Annotated in this window: 13 protein-coding genes; 6 read left to right on the forward strand and 7 right to left on the reverse strand. The window is 68.0% G+C overall.

The annotated features are described in order from the left end of the window. Window positions 1-64: 64 nt before the first annotated feature. Window positions 65-1,138 (reverse strand): phosphoribosylformylglycinamidine cyclo-ligase, encoded by a 1,074-nt coding sequence (gene purM / locus ABT313_RS14690; protein WP_350852672.1) that lies wholly within the window; start codon window positions 1,136-1,138, stop codon window positions 65-67. 81 nt (window positions 1,139-1,219) lie between these two features. Continuing rightward, window positions 1,220-2,785 (reverse strand): amidophosphoribosyltransferase, encoded by a 1,566-nt coding sequence (gene purF, locus ABT313_RS14695; RefSeq protein ID WP_502883982.1) that lies wholly within the window; start codon window positions 2,783-2,785, stop codon window positions 1,220-1,222. A 261-nt stretch (window positions 2,786-3,046) separates the two neighbouring features. On the opposite strand from purF, the gene ABT313_RS14700 reads away from it, so the two are divergent. Both ABT313_RS14700 and ABT313_RS14705 read left to right on the forward strand, forming a co-directional pair. Then, on the forward strand, window positions 3,047-4,027 hold the full coding sequence (locus ABT313_RS14700; protein WP_350852678.1) for a helix-turn-helix transcriptional regulator: 981 nt from the start codon (window positions 3,047-3,049) through the stop codon (window positions 4,025-4,027). A 5-nt stretch (window positions 4,028-4,032) separates the two neighbouring features. Beyond that, window positions 4,033-5,019 (forward strand): helix-turn-helix transcriptional regulator, encoded by a 987-nt coding sequence (locus ABT313_RS14705; RefSeq protein WP_350852681.1) that lies wholly within the window; start codon window positions 4,033-4,035, stop codon window positions 5,017-5,019. A 377-nt stretch (window positions 5,020-5,396) separates the two neighbouring features. On the opposite strand, the gene ABT313_RS14710 is transcribed toward ABT313_RS14705, so the two are convergent. From ABT313_RS14710 to ABT313_RS14725, 4 genes are read right to left on the reverse strand one after another with little or no spacing between them, the layout of a single operon-like run. After that, window positions 5,397-6,767, reverse strand: coding sequence for an NAD(P)(+) transhydrogenase (Re/Si-specific) subunit beta (locus ABT313_RS14710; protein WP_350852684.1), 1,371 nt, complete (start codon window positions 6,765-6,767; stop codon window positions 5,397-5,399). Then, window positions 6,764-7,069, reverse strand: coding sequence for an NAD(P) transhydrogenase subunit alpha part 2 (locus ABT313_RS14715; RefSeq protein WP_130446026.1), 306 nt, complete (start codon window positions 7,067-7,069; stop codon window positions 6,764-6,766). Before ABT313_RS14715 ends, ABT313_RS14710 begins: the two co-directional genes overlap by 4 nt. Then, complete coding sequence (locus tag ABT313_RS14720; protein ID WP_350852687.1) at window positions 7,069-8,190, reverse strand: NAD(P) transhydrogenase subunit alpha; 1,122 nt, start codon at window positions 8,188-8,190, stop codon at window positions 7,069-7,071. The genes ABT313_RS14715 and ABT313_RS14720 overlap by 1 nt, the downstream gene beginning before the upstream one ends. A 43-nt stretch (window positions 8,191-8,233) precedes the next feature. Continuing rightward, window positions 8,234-9,568, reverse strand: a complete 1,335-nt coding sequence (locus ABT313_RS14725) for a dipeptidase (protein WP_350852690.1) — start codon at window positions 9,566-9,568, stop codon at window positions 8,234-8,236. A 117-nt stretch (window positions 9,569-9,685) separates the two neighbouring features. On the opposite strand from ABT313_RS14725, the gene ABT313_RS14730 reads away from it, so the two are divergent. Further along, the gene (locus ABT313_RS14730; protein ID WP_350852693.1) at window positions 9,686-10,621 is read left to right on the forward strand and encodes a hypothetical protein; all 936 of its coding nucleotides are present in this window, start codon (window positions 9,686-9,688) and stop codon (window positions 10,619-10,621) included. Here the strand turns inward: ABT313_RS14730 and ABT313_RS14735 are convergent. Continuing rightward, the gene (locus ABT313_RS14735; RefSeq protein ID WP_350852696.1) at window positions 10,618-12,045 is read right to left on the reverse strand and encodes a serine/threonine-protein kinase; all 1,428 of its coding nucleotides are present in this window, start codon (window positions 12,043-12,045) and stop codon (window positions 10,618-10,620) included. The two genes, ABT313_RS14730 and ABT313_RS14735, sit on opposite strands and share 4 nt — an antisense overlap. Window positions 12,046-12,218: 173 nt before the next feature. Between ABT313_RS14735 and ABT313_RS14740 the strand changes: the two genes are divergently transcribed. The 3 genes from ABT313_RS14740 to ABT313_RS14750 are packed head-to-tail and all read left to right on the forward strand — an operon-like array spanning window position 12,219 to window position 15,390. Beyond that, on the forward strand, window positions 12,219-13,379 hold the full coding sequence (locus ABT313_RS14740) for a hypothetical protein (RefSeq protein ID WP_350852699.1): 1,161 nt from the start codon (window positions 12,219-12,221) through the stop codon (window positions 13,377-13,379). Window position 13,380: 1 nt separating this feature from the next. Then, a complete protein-coding gene (locus tag ABT313_RS14745; protein WP_350852701.1) occupies window positions 13,381-14,601 on the forward strand; it encodes a hypothetical protein in 1,221 nt (406 codons plus the stop codon). A 57-nt stretch (window positions 14,602-14,658) separates the two neighbouring features. Continuing rightward, window positions 14,659-15,390: a metallophosphoesterase family protein gene (locus tag ABT313_RS14750; protein ID WP_350852704.1), complete on the forward strand. Its 732-nt coding sequence runs from the start codon at window positions 14,659-14,661 to the stop codon at window positions 15,388-15,390. The last annotated feature ends 16 nt before the right edge of the window (window positions 15,391-15,406 follow it).

The following is a 15,406-nucleotide window of genomic DNA, read 5'->3' on the forward strand; positions in this document are numbered from 1 at the left end:
GTAGCTGCCCGAGGCGTCGGACAGCTCGTTCCAGAGCCGCTTCCAGGTGGTGCTGGATGCAGGTCTACCTGGCGTAGGCGCCTTCGAGGGTGACGGTGCCGCCCGGCGTCGCGGTGACCTCGCCGCATACCCAGGCGGGGATGTCGCGGGCGGCCAGCGCCCGGATCGCCGCGTCGGCAGCCGACGGGTCGAGCACTGCGACCATGCCGGCGCCCATGTTCAGCGTCTTCTCCAGCTCCGGCAGCGCCACGTCGCCGAGCAGCCCGACGAGCCCGAACACCGGCGCCGGCGTCCACGTCGACCTGTCGATCCGGACCGACAGCTCATCTGGGATCACGCGCGCCAGGTTCGCGGCGAAGCCACCGCCGGTGATGTGCGACATCGCGTGCAGCGGCCGCTCGTCCGCGTCGTTCAGCTCCTGGATCAACTCCAGGCAGTGCTTGGCGTAGACCCGGGTCGGCGTGAGCAGGACCTCGCCCAGCGTCGTACCGAGCTCCGGCACCTCGCGGTCCAGCGTCCACTTGGCCCGGTCGAAGAACACGTGCCGGACCAGGCTGTACCCGTTCGAGTGCAGTCCCGACGACGCCATCGCCAGTACGACGTCGCCCGCGCGCACCCGCTCCGCGCCGAGCACCTCGTCCGCCTCGACCACACCGGTCGCCGCACCGGCCACGTCGTACTCGTCTGCTTTCAGCAGACCCGGGTGCTCCGCGGTCTCGCCGCCCACCAGCGCCGTACCGGCCTCGACACATGCCTCCGCGATGCCCTTCACGATCTGCGCGATCGTCTCCGGGACCACCTTGCCGGTGCAGATGTAGTCGGTCATGAACAGCGGCTCCGCGCCGCACACGACCAGGTCGTCGACGACCATCCCGACCAGGTCGAACCCGATCGTGTCGTGCTTGTCCAGCTTCTGCGCGATCGCGACCTTGGTCCCGATCCCGTCCGTCGACGTCGCCAGCAGCGGCCGGCGGTACGACGTCAGGGCGGTCGCGTCGAACAGGCCGGCGAACCCGCCGAGCCCACCGACCACCTCGGGGCGGGTCGCCTTCGCCACCCACTCCTTCATCAGCTCGACGGCGCGGTCACCGGCCTCGATGTCGACCCCGGCGGACGCGTAGCTCGCGCCTTCGCTCACGTTCTTCTCCTCGGTACGGCGGTACTCCGGGCGTCCGGCGGATCGCCGCCTCCCGGGGACTGGACTACGGGCGGCTCGATCTCACGGACGACTCAGGGCGTCGGCCGCGCCGCCACCGCCGGAGACCGTGGCCAGGCCGTCGGCGTCGGTCACCGGCAGCTCGAGCAGGTGCTTGCCGAGGTGCTCCGGGTCGGGCAGGGCGACCGGGTAGACGCCGTCGAAGCAGGCCCGGCAGAGCCGCTCCTTCGGGACCGTCGTCGCCTCGACCAGGTTGTCGAGGCTGATGTACCCGAGCGAGTCGGCGCCGAGCGAACGGCAGATCTCCTCGGTGTTCAGCCCGTTGGCGATCAGCTCGGCCCGGCTGGCGAAGTCGATGCCGTAGAAGCACGGCCACTTCACCGGCGGCGCGGTGATGCGGACGTGGATCTCCTTGGCGCCGGCCTCGCGCAGCATCCGGATCACGGCGCGCTGGGTGTTGCCGCGGACGATCGTGTCGTCGACGACGACCAGGCGCTTGCCCTCGATCACCTCGCGCAGCGGGTTCAGCTTCAGGCGGATGCCGAGCTGGCGGATCGTCTGGCTCGGCTGGATGAACGTGCGGCCGACGTACGCGTTCTTGACCAGGCCGGAACCGTAGGGGATGCCGGACTCCTCGGCGTACCCGATCGCGCCCGGGGTGCCGGACTCGGGGGTCGCGATGACCAGGTCGGCGTCGGCGGGGTGCTCCTGGGCCAGCTTGCGGCCGATCTCGACGCGGGTCGAGTAGATCCGCTGGCCGGAGATCTGGGTGTCCGGGCGGGCCAGGTACACGAACTCGAACAGACAGCCCTTGGGGTCTGGCTCGGCGAACTTGGTCGACCGGAGACCGTCGGCGTCGATCGCGACGATCTCACCCGGCTCGACCTCGCGGATGAACGAGGCGCCGACGATGTCGAGGGCCGCGGTCTCGCTGGCGACCACCCAGCCGCGCTCGAGCCGGCCGAGGACCAGCGGACGGATGCCCTGCGGGTCGCGGGCGGCGTACAGGGTGTTCTCGTCCATGAAGATCAGGCTGAACGCGCCCTTGACCTTCGGGAGGATCTTGGCGGCGGCCTCTTCGATCGTCAGGTCCGGGTACCCGGCCAGCATCGAGGTGAGGATGTCGGTGTCGGACGACGCACCGTGCTTGGCGTTCGCCTTCGCGTGGTCGACGTCGGCGTCGAGACCGAGATCCAGGTCGCCTTCACCGTTCAGGCTGGCGGCGAGCTCGCTGGTATTGGTCAGGTTGCCGTTGTGGCCAAGCGCGATCGACCCGGTCGCCGTGGACCGGAACGTCGGCTGTGCGTTGGCCCAGACACTGGAACCAGTCGTCGAGTACCGGCAGTGGCCGATCGCGATGTGCCCTCTGAGCGACGCCAGCGTGGCCTCGTCGAAGGCCTGGCTGACCAGCCCCATGTCCTTGTAGACCAGAATCTGCGACCCGTTACTGACCGCGATTCCCGCCGACTCCTGCCCCCGGTGCTGCAAGGCATAGAGCCCGAAGTAGGTGAGCTTGGCAACCTCTTCGCCAGGCGCCCAAACCCCGAACACCCCACAAGCATCCTGCGGACCCAGATCCTGCGGGTCGAGTTCATGAGTAAGCCGACCATCGCCACGAGCCACCCCCACAGTCTACGGGACGCCGAAGCGCCCCATGACCGCGTCCGCTACCAGCAGGCGTTGATGGCGCCGCAGGCCGGCTCCTGGCCGGTAGACGCTGATGCTGCGAGCGGTGTCCCGAACGACAGTACGATCACAGCACCGACCACAATCAGCAACTTCTTGATCACAACCTGTCCCTTCAAATAACTTCGAAACCGCCATTGGGTGCTCTTTATAGACGCTGTCTGTATATGGTCGGTTCCGACAAGTTTCTGGAGGAGAGGGATCGTGCTCGAGCCGCTGGGGGTGGACGAAGCCACTTTTGCGGTCTATCACGCCCTTCTCAGCCACCCAGACAGTACGCCGGAGCAGATTGCCGCGCTAGTAAGTCGTTCCGTCACCGATGTAGACGAGCTGCTGGACAGGCTCCGGGAGCTCGAGTTGCTGGTGCCGACCTGGACGAACCCCGAGGCGGAGCATGCGGTCCATCCACGCGTCGGATTGACGAGCCTGGCTGAACGTCGCCGGACCGAGCTCAACAAGATGCTGGGCGAGCTAAAGGAGGCGGAAGCCTCCGCGGACGTGGTGGCAGAGCAGTACAACGAGCTGCTGACCGCTCGCAGCAGTGGGGACGTCGAGATCCTCAAGGGTCGCGCCAACGCCTCCCGGCGGATCGAGGAGCTTGCGCTGAAGGCGCGAGACACGTTCTGGTGTCTGGTTCCGACGCACCTTGATGACACAGTGCATCCGACAGAGAAGTCGCCTGACTTCTCTCTGCTGGAGCGTGGCTTGAAGTTGCGGACGGTGTACCTGCAGAGCATGTCGGCCTCCAAGCAAGCCGTCGAATACGCCGCCGCGATCCACCGCCTCGGTGGTGAGGTCCGAGCAACCCCCACGCTTCCGATGCGCCTGCTGATCTTCGACCAGGAGATCGCGATCATGCCGATGGACCCACAGAGCCCAACGGCAGGCGCAGTCATCCACCGCACGCCCGCGGTTGTGTCCGTCGCTATGGCCCTCTTCGACGCCTACTGGTCACGCGCAACCGAGATGTTCGACCCCGACGACCGCGATGAGACCCCTCTCACGCCGCATGAATCTGAGGTACTACGGCTGCTCGCCGGCGGAGCCAAGGACGAGCAAGTGGCGCGTCTGCTCGGCATCTCTCTCCGCACGGCCCGGCGCATCACCGCCAACCTCTCCGAACGCCTCGACGCCGCGAGTCGGTTCGAGCTTGGGGTGGCTGCTGCCAAGCGTGGCTGGGTCTGAGGGCGTTGTTCGACTCTTCTGGGCTGACCGAGGAGTTGCTTGCGGTCTACCGGACGTTGCTGCAGAAGCCGGAGTTCGGGCGCGAGTCGCGGCTGAACGAACTGGCGGCCGAGCTCGAGCAGACCGAGGCCGAGACAGCCAGGGATCTCGAGAAGCTGCGCGAGCTGGGTTTCCTCGTGCCGAGCTGGATCGACGGCGTGGAGTATCCGCTCGATCCGTCCGTGACCTTCAGTCGCCTGGCCGCACGGCGACAGCAGGAAATCGAATCGTTGAGCAACGAACTGCGATCGGACCAGCTGGCCGCAGACAAGTTCACGGCGGACCTCGCGAACTTCCTGGTGCAGAGAACAACTCCCGATGTCGAAATCCTCGAAGGTCGCGAGCTCGCCAACCAGCGAATGCAGCATTTCGAGCCGAAGAAATCAATCTGGGGAATTAATGAGGGCGACCGGGTCGTAAACATGGACCCCAAGGTCCTGCCCGACCGACATCATTTGGACCGCGGGATCGAGATCCGGTACATCTACTCGGAGGCTTTCTGGAAAAGGCCAGGCGCACCCGAGTTCGTACAGCTTCTGACCAGCCTCGGCGGAACGGTTCGAATCACGCCGTCAGTTCCGTTCAGACTGGTTATCTTCGACGACGAGTCGGCGGTGATGGGGATCGACCCCGACGACCACACCGTCGGCGCCGTCGTCCACCACAGCCGCGCCGTGGTGCGACTGGCCATGGAGCTGCACCTCAACCTGTGGGACCGCGCCGTCGACCCACTCAAGGAGGAGCGGTGGGCCAGGGAGGGCGGCATCAGCGCGCAAGAGGCCGAGTTCCTCAGGCTCTTGGTGCATGGAGCGACCGACGAGCAGGTCGCCCGCAAGCTGGGGGTTTCTATGCGGACCGTGCGGCGGATTGCGGCGAAGCTCAGTGAGCAGGTGGGGGCTTCGGGGCGGTTTGAACTGGGGGTTCGGGCGGCGCAGCGGGGGTGGGTGGATTAGCCCCAGTCCCAGGCGCGGGAAAGGGGTGGGGTCGGGCAGGGCACAGCGGTCTCCTCTGGGGCGGGGGGAAGGAGAGGGAAAGGGGTGCGCGCCGGCCCGGGCCTCTCGTGGGGAAAGTGAAACAGAGGGGTTGCGGGCGGGCAACGGAGTGGGGTGGCCGGGGTAGGTCGTTGGCCGGGGGCGGCCAGGGGGCGGTGGAAGATAACGGCGCGGTGGAGTGCCGGAAGCAATACGGCAGACTGCGCCGCCGGAAGGGCATGGCGAAGCGGCCTGGACCGGTCTGGTTATGGGTCGGCAGGAAGGTGTCAAATGGTTGCGGGGAAAGCCGGAGCGTGGTTTAGTACGCGGCTTTCCCTATGACAACGTTTTCTTGCGGGTTAGACGGTCTTCAATGCACCCAGCAGCTTGGTCAGGGACTCCCGGGCGTCGCCGAACAACAACGTCGTACGCGGGTCGTAGAGCAGCTCGTTCTCGATGCCGGCGAAGCCGGGGCGCATCGAGCGTTTGAGGAAGATCACGCGCTGGGCCTCGTCGGCGTTCAGGATCGGCATGCCGTAGATCGGGGCCGACGGGGTGTTGCGGGCGGCCGGGTTGACCACGTCGTTCGCGCCGACGACCAGGACCACGTCCGTCGTCTTGAAGTCGCCGTTGATGTCGTCCATCTCGCGGAGCTGGTCGTACGGGACCTGGGCCTCGGCGAGCAGTACGTTCATGTGGCCGGGCATCCGGCCGGCGACCGGGTGGATCGCGTAGTCGACCTTCACGCCGCGCGACTGCAGCTCCTCGACCAGGTCGCGCAGGACGTGCTGCGCCTGGGCGACCGCCAGACCGTACCCGGGCACGATGATGACCTTGTTCGCGTACCCGAGCAGGATCGCCACGTCCTCCGGCCCGCCCGAGATCACCGGCCGCTCCGACGCCGTACCGGCGCCCAGCGTCGACCCGCCCCGCACAGCGCCGAAGAGGATGTTGAACACGGACCGCCCCATCGCGTCCGCCATCAGCTTGGTCAGCAACGTACCGGCCGCGCCGACGAGCGTTCCCGCGATCAGCAGCAGCGTGTTGCCCAGCACATAACCGCCCGCGGCCACCGTCAGACCGGTGAACGCGTTCAGCAACGAGATGACGATCGGTACGTCGGCACCGCCCACCGGCAGCACCAGCATCACGCCGATCGCGAGCCCCACCAGGCAGAGCAGTACGCCGACCCACACGCGCGGGTCCGACACCAGCCAGACGCCCAACGCCACCCCGCCGAGGATCGACGCGACGAACAGCACCGGCAGACCCGGGAAGGTCACCGGCCGCGTCGTCATCAGCTCCTGCAGCTTCGTGAACGTCACCACCGACCCGGAGAAGCTCACCGCTCCGACCAGGATCGTGAACGCCGAAGCAATCGCCGCCACCGTCGCGTCTGACGACACCTCGTCGAGCTCGAGCAGGGCGACCAGGGCGGCCGCGCCGCCGCCGACACCGTTGAACAAGGCAACGAGCTGCGGCATCTGGGTCATCTGCACCCGCCGCGACCCGACTACACCGCCGATGGTGCCGATGATCAGCGCGATCAGGATCGGCGCCAGGTGGTCCGGCTTGTACGCCGCGAACGTGATCAGCACCGCGAGTACGGCGCCCGCAGCACCGATCAGGTTGCCGGTCCGGGCGCTGCGCGGCGACGAGAGTGCCTTCAGCGCGACGATGAAGCAGACCGCGGAGACCAGATAGCCGATCTGGGCCCAGGTGGGGATCACTTGTGCAGCTCCTTCTTACGAGCCCCCGGACCTTTGAACATCTCCAGCATCCGGTCCGTGACGACGAACCCGCCGACCATGTTCACGGTCGCGAGGACGACGGCCAGCAGCCCGACGATCACCACGATGACCGAGTCGGCCGAGCCGGTGACGATGATGGCGCCGACCAGGATGACGCCGTGGATCGCGTTCGCCCCGGACATCAGCGGGGTGTGCAACGTCGAGGAGACCTTGCTGATCACCTCGACCCCGACGAACGCCGCGAGGACGAAGATCGTCAGCAGCGCAATGGACTCGGTCATCAAGCCTGGCCTTTCAGGAGCTCGCGGGTGGGCTCGTGGAGCACGCTGCCGTCGTGGGTGACGCAGCAGCCGCGGACGATCTCGTCGTCGAAGTCGGGGTCGAAGGCGGCGTTCCGGGTCATCAGCCGGATCAGGTTGGCGATGTTCTGACCGTAGAGCCGCGACGCCGGACCCGCCATCTGCGATGGTACGTTCGCGCCGCCCCAGACGAGCGCCTCGCCGATGGTCAGCTCGGTCCCGGCCACGGACCCTTCGACGTTGCCGCCCTGCTCGGACGCCAGGTCGACCACGACCGAGCCCGGCTTCATCTGCTCGACCATCGACCGCGTCACGAGCATCGGAGCGGTCCGCCCCGGTACGGCGGCGGTCGTGATCAGCGCGTCCGCGGCCGCGACGTACGGCGTGAGCAGCTCCCGCTGGAGCTGCGCGCGTTCCGGCGTCATCTCGCGGGCGTATCCGCCGGGTCCGTCCAGCGTGCCCAGCTCGAGCTCGATCGGTACGGCGCCCATCGACGCGATCTCCTCGGCGGCCGCCGTACGGACGTCGTACGCCTTCACCACCGCACCGAGCCGCTTGGCGGTCGCGATCGCCTGCAGGCCGGCGACACCGGCTCCGAGGACGACGACCTGGGCCGGCGGGACGGTGCCGGCCGCGGTCATGTTCAGCGGGAAGAAGCGCGGGAGCCGTTCGGCTGCGACGATCGCCGCCCGGTATCCGGCGACCAGCGCCTGCGAGGACAGCGCGTCCATCGACTGGGCCCGCGAGATCCGCGGGATCAGCTCCATCGCGAACGCCGTCAGCTTGGCCCGCGTTGCGGTGCGGACCACATCCGGCGGGTTCGTCGGCAGGAACGACATCAGCGCCGTACCGGCGTGCAACCGCTGCAGGCGCTCGCGTTCCAGCGGCTGGACCGAGGCCACGATCGTGGCCGCGTGGTCGGCGCCCCAGGCCACGTCGGCGCCGGCATCGCGGTACTGGTCGTCGGAGAACAGCGCGCGTTCACCGGCGGCCGGCTCGACCGCGACCTCGTAGCCGAGCTCGATCAGTTTCGCGACTTGTTCCGGCACCAGCGCGACCCGGCGCTCCGCCGGTCTCGTCTCCCGTACGACTGCGATCTTCACTCGCCGAAACCTATGCCAAACACTGGGTCGCCGAAAAGCCCGGTCACGCCTGGTCGGCCAGGTTCTGAAGTAACAATGCTTCAGCCAGGCACACCTTGGTGAACTCTTCGAGGTGGAGGCCTTCGTCGATTCCGTGGGCGCGGGTGTCGGGATCCTCGACGCCGGTGACCAGGATCGTTGCCTGCGGGAACGTCTGCTGGAACTCCGCGATGAACGGGATCGAGCCGCCCATCCCCATGTCGATCGGGTCGACGCCCCAGGCAGTCCTGAAAGCAGACCGGGCCGCTTCGTAGCCGGCGCCACGTGCGTTCACGCTGCACGGCTGACCGGTCTGGCCCTCGGTCACCGTCACCTGCGCACCCCAAGGCGCATTGCGCTCCAGGTGCTCGGCCAGCGCCGCACTGGCCTTCACGGCGTCGTCACCAGGGGCCACCCGCAGGCTCACCTTCGCCCGTGCGACCGGGATGAGGGTGTTGCTGGCCTCAGCCACCGACGGTGCGTCGATGCCGACCACAGAAATCGACGGCCGAGTCCACAGCCGGTCCACCAACGAGCCGGTGCCAGTCAGACGCACAGAGTCGAGCACGGACGACTCGGCACGCAGCCGGGCCTCCCCGTAGTCCACATCGGCTGCCCGCGACGCATGCAGCCCGTCAACGGCCACATCGCCCTTGTCGTCGTGCAGTGTGGCCAGCAAACGGCACAGTGCGGACAGTGCGTCCGGGACAGGCCCACCGAACAGACCAGAGTGCACGGCGTGCTCGAGAGTGCGGACCTCGACGTACGACTCGACCAGACCGCGCAGTGACACAGTCAGGGCGGGCCGTCCGATCTCCCAGTTGCCGGAGTCCGCGATGACGATCGCGTCGGCGGCCAACTCCTCGGAGTACTCCTCCAGCAGTTGCAGCAGGGTCGGCGAACCGATCTCCTCCTCACCCTCGACGAAAACCGTCACGCCGACGGGCAGATCGTTGCCGAAGGCCCGTACGGCGGCGAGGTGTGCGGCGATCCCGGCCTTGTCGTCGGCGGCGCCGCGACCGTACAGCCGGTCGCCGCGCTCGGTCGGCTCGAACGGGTCCGAGGTCCACTGCTCGACCGCTCCGGTCGGCTGGACGTCGTGGTGCGCGTAGAGCAGGACGGTCGGCTTTCCGGCCGGGGCCGGCTTCTTCGCGATCACCGCCGGCGCACCGTCGCCGGCCCGGACGATCTTCACCGTGAAGCCTTCGGCCTCGAACAACGCGGCGGTCGCTTCGGCGGACCGCTGGACGTCGGCCGCACGGGCCGGTTCGTAACTGACCGACGGGATCCGGATGAGGTCCTCGAGGTCGGCACGGACGCTGGGCAGAACGCGGTCGATCGCCGCGGACAGATCGGTCATGCGACAACCGTACGGCGTCCGTTCGCCGATCTGCCGCCCGGTGAGCCCTCGCCCGTCGCTCATTACCGATTTACTCTGGGATTCTCGTAGGTTTCCGCCCAACCTCCGGAGGTCACCATGCGCATTCTCGCCATCCCGACCGCCTTTCTCATCACTGCCGCCGCCCTCACCGCCGCCCTCCCGGCGCAGGCCGCGATCAGCTGCGACACCGCCACCACCGGCGGCGCCACGTTCTACGACGGGCCGTCCGCGTCGAAGAAGTACGACGCCCGGTTCAGCAACAGCGCGAGCATCCCGAACCTCAGCACGTACACCCCGCAAGGCGCCGGCACTTGGTACAACTGGGACGGCTTCGGCAAGAACCTGCTCCTGGTCGCGGCGTACCGCGCCGGCGCCGACTCCGAGATCTACGGCATCGACCCGTCCACCGGCTCCACGGTCGGCGTGGTCGCGATCGCCGAGTCACACGTCGGAGGGATCACTGTGAGCAAGGGCTGGGCCTTCGTGGCCGGCCAGGGCAGCAGCATCCGCAAGTACCGGCTGACCGAGCTACGCGACGCTCTGAAGGCCGCTGGTACTCCGTACCTGGCGCAGGTCGGTACTGCCCGCGACGTCGCCGGCTCGTCCTTCATCGGGAGCTATGGCGACTCGCTGTTCGCCGGGACGTTCAACGACACCGGCCGCGGGACCATGTACGAGTACAAGATCGCCGACGACGGCACGCTGACCACTCAGTCCGGTGCCTGGGAGATCCCGACCAAGACGCAGGGGCTCACCGTCACCGCGAACCACTTCATCTACAGCACGTCATACGGGCGTGGGAACCGCAGCAACATCTACGTGGTGAAGCGCGGCCAGAAGGACCTGGACGCCGCCGCACTGAGCTGCTTCCGCGCGCCGAGCATGACCGAGGGCATCACGGAGTACAACGGGACCGCCTACCTGGTCTACGAGTCCGGCTCGTACCTGTACTCGTCGGACCCGGCCACGCTGAACGTCATCCCGCGCATGCACAAGGCATCGATCTCGTCGCTGACGTCGCTGGTGCCTTAAGGCTTGTACGCCGCCGAGTCGAGCACGCTGGTCCGGGTCTTCTCATCAGATGCCCGCACCTGGATCCGGAGCAGCGTGTTCGAACCCACCTGCCGGTACTGCTCGACGATGCTCGGGTTGGATCCACAGTTGAGCTGGAACGTGACAGTCTGCTGGCCACCGAGGGTGCTCTGGGCCCCGGGACCCGCGGTGCAGCCGTCAGGCGCTGTGACGCTGCTCGGCAGCGACTGCGCGTTCACCACGCCGACGAAGACGCCTTCGATCGCAGAGTTCGTCTGCCACGCGGACGTGTTGGTGCTGACGAGGAGCGACTGCTGCCCGTCAACGGCTTTCTGCTTCCACGCGCGTGGAACCTCTACCGACAGGGGTTTGTCGTCCACCTTGATCGGGCGGGTCAGGACGTACTCGTACCCGGCGTACCCACCGGCTGCTGCAAGAACCAGCGCAGCGAGCGTGGTGATCACTGCTGCACGCCGGCGGCGCTTGGGCTTCACCGGGACGGTCTGCTCGTTCGAGCTGGCCAGTGCGGTCGCCTGGTCGACCGGAGCGGCGGCCGGTGCCGGTGCGGGCATCTCCGCAGCCGGAACCAGCCCAGCCGGGACCTTGCCCGTGGTGTGCGCTTCTCGCAGCGCATTGAGGAAGCTGTCGAGGTCGGGCCATCGCTGGTCGCGGTCCGGCTCGAGAGCACGCCGTACGACGACGTCGATCGCGTCCGGTACGTCCTCGCGCAGCGTGGTCATCGACGGCGGCGGTGCGTCGATCTGCATCACCGCACCGAGGCTGGCCACGCCGTGCGGCGCCTGCCCGGTGAAGGCGGCGTACGCGACGGCGCCCAGCGAGTACAGGTCGGCTCGGTGGTCCAGGCGGTCGCCCATCACCTGCTCCGGAGCGACGTACGCCGGGGTGCCACCCGGCATCGTGATCCGCGACACCTCTGCCAACGACTTGCCCAGTCCGAGGTCGGACAGCATCGCGCGGTCGCCGGCGGCGGAGTCGGTGCGGAAGAGCACGTTGGCCGGCTTAACGTCCCGGTGCAGCACACCGCGGGCGTGCAGGTGCTTCAGGCCGCGGCCGACCTGCGTGATGATCCGGACCGCCTCGCCGAACTCGAGCGGCCCGGCCTTGATCCGCTCCGCGAGCGTGCCGCCGTCGGCGTACGTCAGCACCATGAACGGGCGGCCGTCGTCGGCCTCGCCGATGTCGTGGACACCGACGACGTACAGCGAGTCGACCTTGCGCAGGAACCGGCCCTCGGCCAGGAAGCGACGACGCACGTCCTCGTCCTCGACCCAGTTCTCGGACAGGATCTTGACCGCGACCTCGGCGTCCAGTTGCTCGTCGCGGGCCAGCCAAACGGTCGCGAAACCTCCGGCACCCACCCGGCGGACCAGGGAGTACCGGCCGATCCGGGGTGGCTGGTCCATGGCGCAATTATGCTCGATCCGTCCTGCGACTCGTTCGCTGGAGTGAACCAAGCGGTGTTTTCCGACGTCAGATCTCCCGACAGCGGGCCTTGAGTCCCGCTCGGCCGTGGTCCGCCGCACGGTCCCCACCAGCCGTGCCACGACCATGTTCGTTTGTTGTTAGGAGATCGCCGATGCGAGTGCAGAACGGCCGCCTGGTCGGCCTCGTCGCAGCCGTCGCCGTGGCCGCCATCGCGGGCGGCGGAGCCCTCGCCTACCGCCAAGGCCCCGAGACCGCGGCAGCCGAGGCCGCGCCGCTTTCCACCTCGCCGTCCGCTGTCACCGTCAGCTCCACGACGCCCAGGCCGACACCGACGCCCGCCAAGACTCCGACGCCGAGCAGCACCACGCCGACCGGACCGTTGAAGACGAAGATCGCCCTCGACAAGCTCCCGACCGGCCGTGCGCCGCAGATCGCGTACCTGACCGGCCGGACGATCCGCGGCGGCGCCGGCGGCGACGTCAAGGTCCCGGGCACGGCCGAGATCCAGGAGGTCGCCCGGCTCGGCTCGTCGGCCCTCGCGGTGGTCACCAAGGGCTACGGCACCGAGATGCTGACGATCGACACCGACGGCAAGATCACCGCGCGGACCCCGGACATCACCCAGATCGTCACCACCGACGACGGACTCGGCGCGGCGTACGTCGGCTCGCGACTGAAGGAGTCCGGCGAGGAGACAGGGGTCGTCACCTTGTACGCCGAGCAGGCCCAGGGCCAGGGCGGCGTCAAGAAGGTAACGGTGCCGAACATCTGGAACACCTCCCTGCTGGGCTACCGCGACGGAAAGCTCTACTTCGACGCGTCGTCCACCCAGGACGGAAAGTCCACGCTGCGGGAGTGGACTCCGGCTGAATCGAAGATCATCACGCTCGACTCGGTCCCGCAGGCGATGGCTGTCTCGAGCGTCGGTACGGCGGGCTCGCTGACCACGCTGGCCGACCAGAACAGCTGCAGCAGTCTCCTGACGGTGCCGGCCGGCAAGCGACTCTGGCGCACCTGCGACTACCAGATCGTCGGCTTCACCCCGGACGGCGCCACCGCGATCGCCGGTCCGATGTACCAGGACGGCTATGGCAACGGCATCGCCGCTGTGCTGGACGCCAAGAAGGGCACTCTGCTGCACGAGTGGTCCGGAGTGTTCCGCCAGTGGGTCCCCGAGGACGACCAGCACCTGCTCCTACTCGCCGACACCGGCGACGAGACACCTGCTTCCATCATCCGCTGCACCGTGACTACCGGTGCCTGCGAACTCGCCACGCCCCTTGCCAAGGGCCCACTACTGATCGGGGACTGAGTTGACGACTCCGCCCAAGCGACAGCTGAACGGTCGTCTGATTGCTGTCGTCGCGGCCGTTGCTGTGGCTGCTGTCGCCGTCGGCGGAGCCCTCGCCTACCGCCAGAGCCCTGAGCCGGCTTCTTCGAACCTCGCTGCGCCACTGGGCGGTACGCCGAGCCCAACACCGTCACCGACGCCGACCCCGGTGCTTACCTCGACCCCGGTCGCGGTGTCGAAACCGACCCCGAAGCCGTCGCTCACGCCGAAGCCCCCGTCGACGACGACACCCGAGGCTCCTTCCGGCCCGGTCGCTCTCGAGGCGGCCAAGCTGACGCAGGGGCGGGATCCGCAGCTGGCCTATCGCTTCGACCGCACGGTGCTCGGCGCCGGCAAGGAGCTGAAGGTCCCGAGCAGCGGCAGTCTGATGGAGGTGGCCCGCCTGGGCACCAGCGTGCTCGCAACGACGTCCGGCGGGGAGCTGCTGAAGGTCGGCTCCAGCGGGGCGGTGATCAGCCGCACGCCGCATGTCATGACCCTCGCCGGGACCGCCGACCAGTCGGCCGTGGCGTACGCGACCACGCCGCCGGTGGTCGTCGGCGAGCAGACGTACGGCGCGAAGCTCTACACGGACAACGGCGCTTCGGTGAGGTCTCTGGATCTCCCGGACGTCCAGAGCATCTACGTGCTCGCGTACACGAAGGACAAGATCTACTACAAGGCCTCCGTGAAGGGCTCTGAGACAACCCTGAAGCTCTACTCGTGGACGCCGGGCGCCGCCAAGCCCGTGGCGGTGAAGACAGTGACCGGTGACGTGCTGGCTGTCTCCGAGGACGGCCGCCTCGCTTCGGCACTGCCCTCGAAGAACACCGGCGACGGCTGCTCCACGGTCGTCGAGATCGCCACCGGCAGGAAGCGGTTCAAGACCTGCGACTACCGGGTCACCGGCTTCACTCCCGACGGCAGCGTGGCAATCGGCACACCGGCGTACGGCGACAGCTACTGCAGCAACATCATCACCGCGCTGGACTCGCGTTCCGGCTCCGTAGAACGCCAGTGGAGTGGCTGCTTCTACGAGGCCGTCGCAGAGGACGAGCAGCACCTGCTGATGGTCGCCGTCGTGGCCGGCGGCGGTCAGGATCCGAACACGAAGACAACAGTCGTGCGTTGCGCCCTCGATACCGCGGCGTGTGAGCGCGCGACCGGGATCGTCGCCGCGAAGCAGGTCGACTTCGCCCGCTGATCTCTGCTCTGAGCAGATGTCCCTTTGCAGCAAGGGTTTTCACGGCAGACTGCGGGTATGACCACGGTTGCCGTACTGGCTGACATTCATGGGGTGCTGCCCGCGTTGGAGGCAGTGCTGGCGGATGCTCAGGATGCTGATCTGATCGTGCTGGCTGGGGACATCGCCAGTGGGCCGCAGCCAGTGGAGACACTGGATGTCTTGACGGCGCTGGGCGATCGGGCGGTGTGGGTGCGCGGTAACGCGGACCGGGAGCTGGTCGAGATGGCTCGGGGGACGTACGACGCCAAGCCGCCGGACGAGGTGAGTCCATGGGCTGCGGAGCAGCTGCGGCCGGACCAGGTCGAGCTGCTGGCCGGACTGCCCACCACCGTGACAATCGGAGAAGCGCTGTACTGCCACGCCACTCCGCGCGACGACGAGGAGATGGTGCTGGTCGACAGTCCGATCTCGCGGTGGGCCACGGTGTTCAGCGGGCTGCCCGCTGAGGTCAGGACGGTCGTGTGCGGCCACACGCACATGCCGTTCGCCCGTCAGGTCGATCGGCGCCTGGTAGTGAACGCAGGCAGCGTCGGCATGCCGTACGGCGCACCCGGTCCGAGCTGGGCGTTGCTCACCGAGGACGCCGTACAACTGCGTCGATCCGCGCTGGACGCCGCCGCGGCAGCGGACCGGATCGTGCGCGAGTCGACGTACCCAGGGCGCGAGGCGTGGGTTGCGGAGTACCTGCTGAGCACCTACTCCGACACGGAGGCGCTGGAGGCTTTCAGGCCGCGTGCGGAGGGCTGACCGGTTACCGTCAGGG

This window comes from Kribbella sp. NPDC000426 (assembly GCF_040300265.1).
Taxonomy (GTDB): domain Bacteria; phylum Actinomycetota; class Actinomycetes; order Propionibacteriales; family Kribbellaceae; genus Kribbella.

What these genes read in the sequence shown, in the direction of transcription:
- ABT313_RS14725 (WP_350852690.1), bottom strand. Translation starts at nt 9,568, where the DNA reads ATGACCGATCTGTCCGCGGCGATCGACCGCGTTCTGCCCAGCGTCCGT.
- ABT313_RS14740 (WP_350852699.1), top strand. Translation starts at nt 12,219, where the DNA reads ATGCGAGTGCAGAACGGCCGCCTGGTCGGCCTCGTCGCAGCCGTCGCC.
- ABT313_RS14715 (WP_130446026.1), bottom strand. Translation starts at nt 7,069, where the DNA reads ATGACCGAGTCCATTGCGCTGCTGACGATCTTCGTCCTCGCGGCGTTC.
- ABT313_RS14735 (WP_350852696.1), bottom strand. Translation starts at nt 12,045, where the DNA reads ATGGACCAGCCACCCCGGATCGGCCGGTACTCCCTGGTCCGCCGGGTG.
- ABT313_RS14750 (WP_350852704.1), top strand. Translation starts at nt 14,659, where the DNA reads ATGACCACGGTTGCCGTACTGGCTGACATTCATGGGGTGCTGCCCGCG.
- ABT313_RS14730 (WP_350852693.1), top strand. Translation starts at nt 9,686, where the DNA reads ATGCGCATTCTCGCCATCCCGACCGCCTTTCTCATCACTGCCGCCGCC.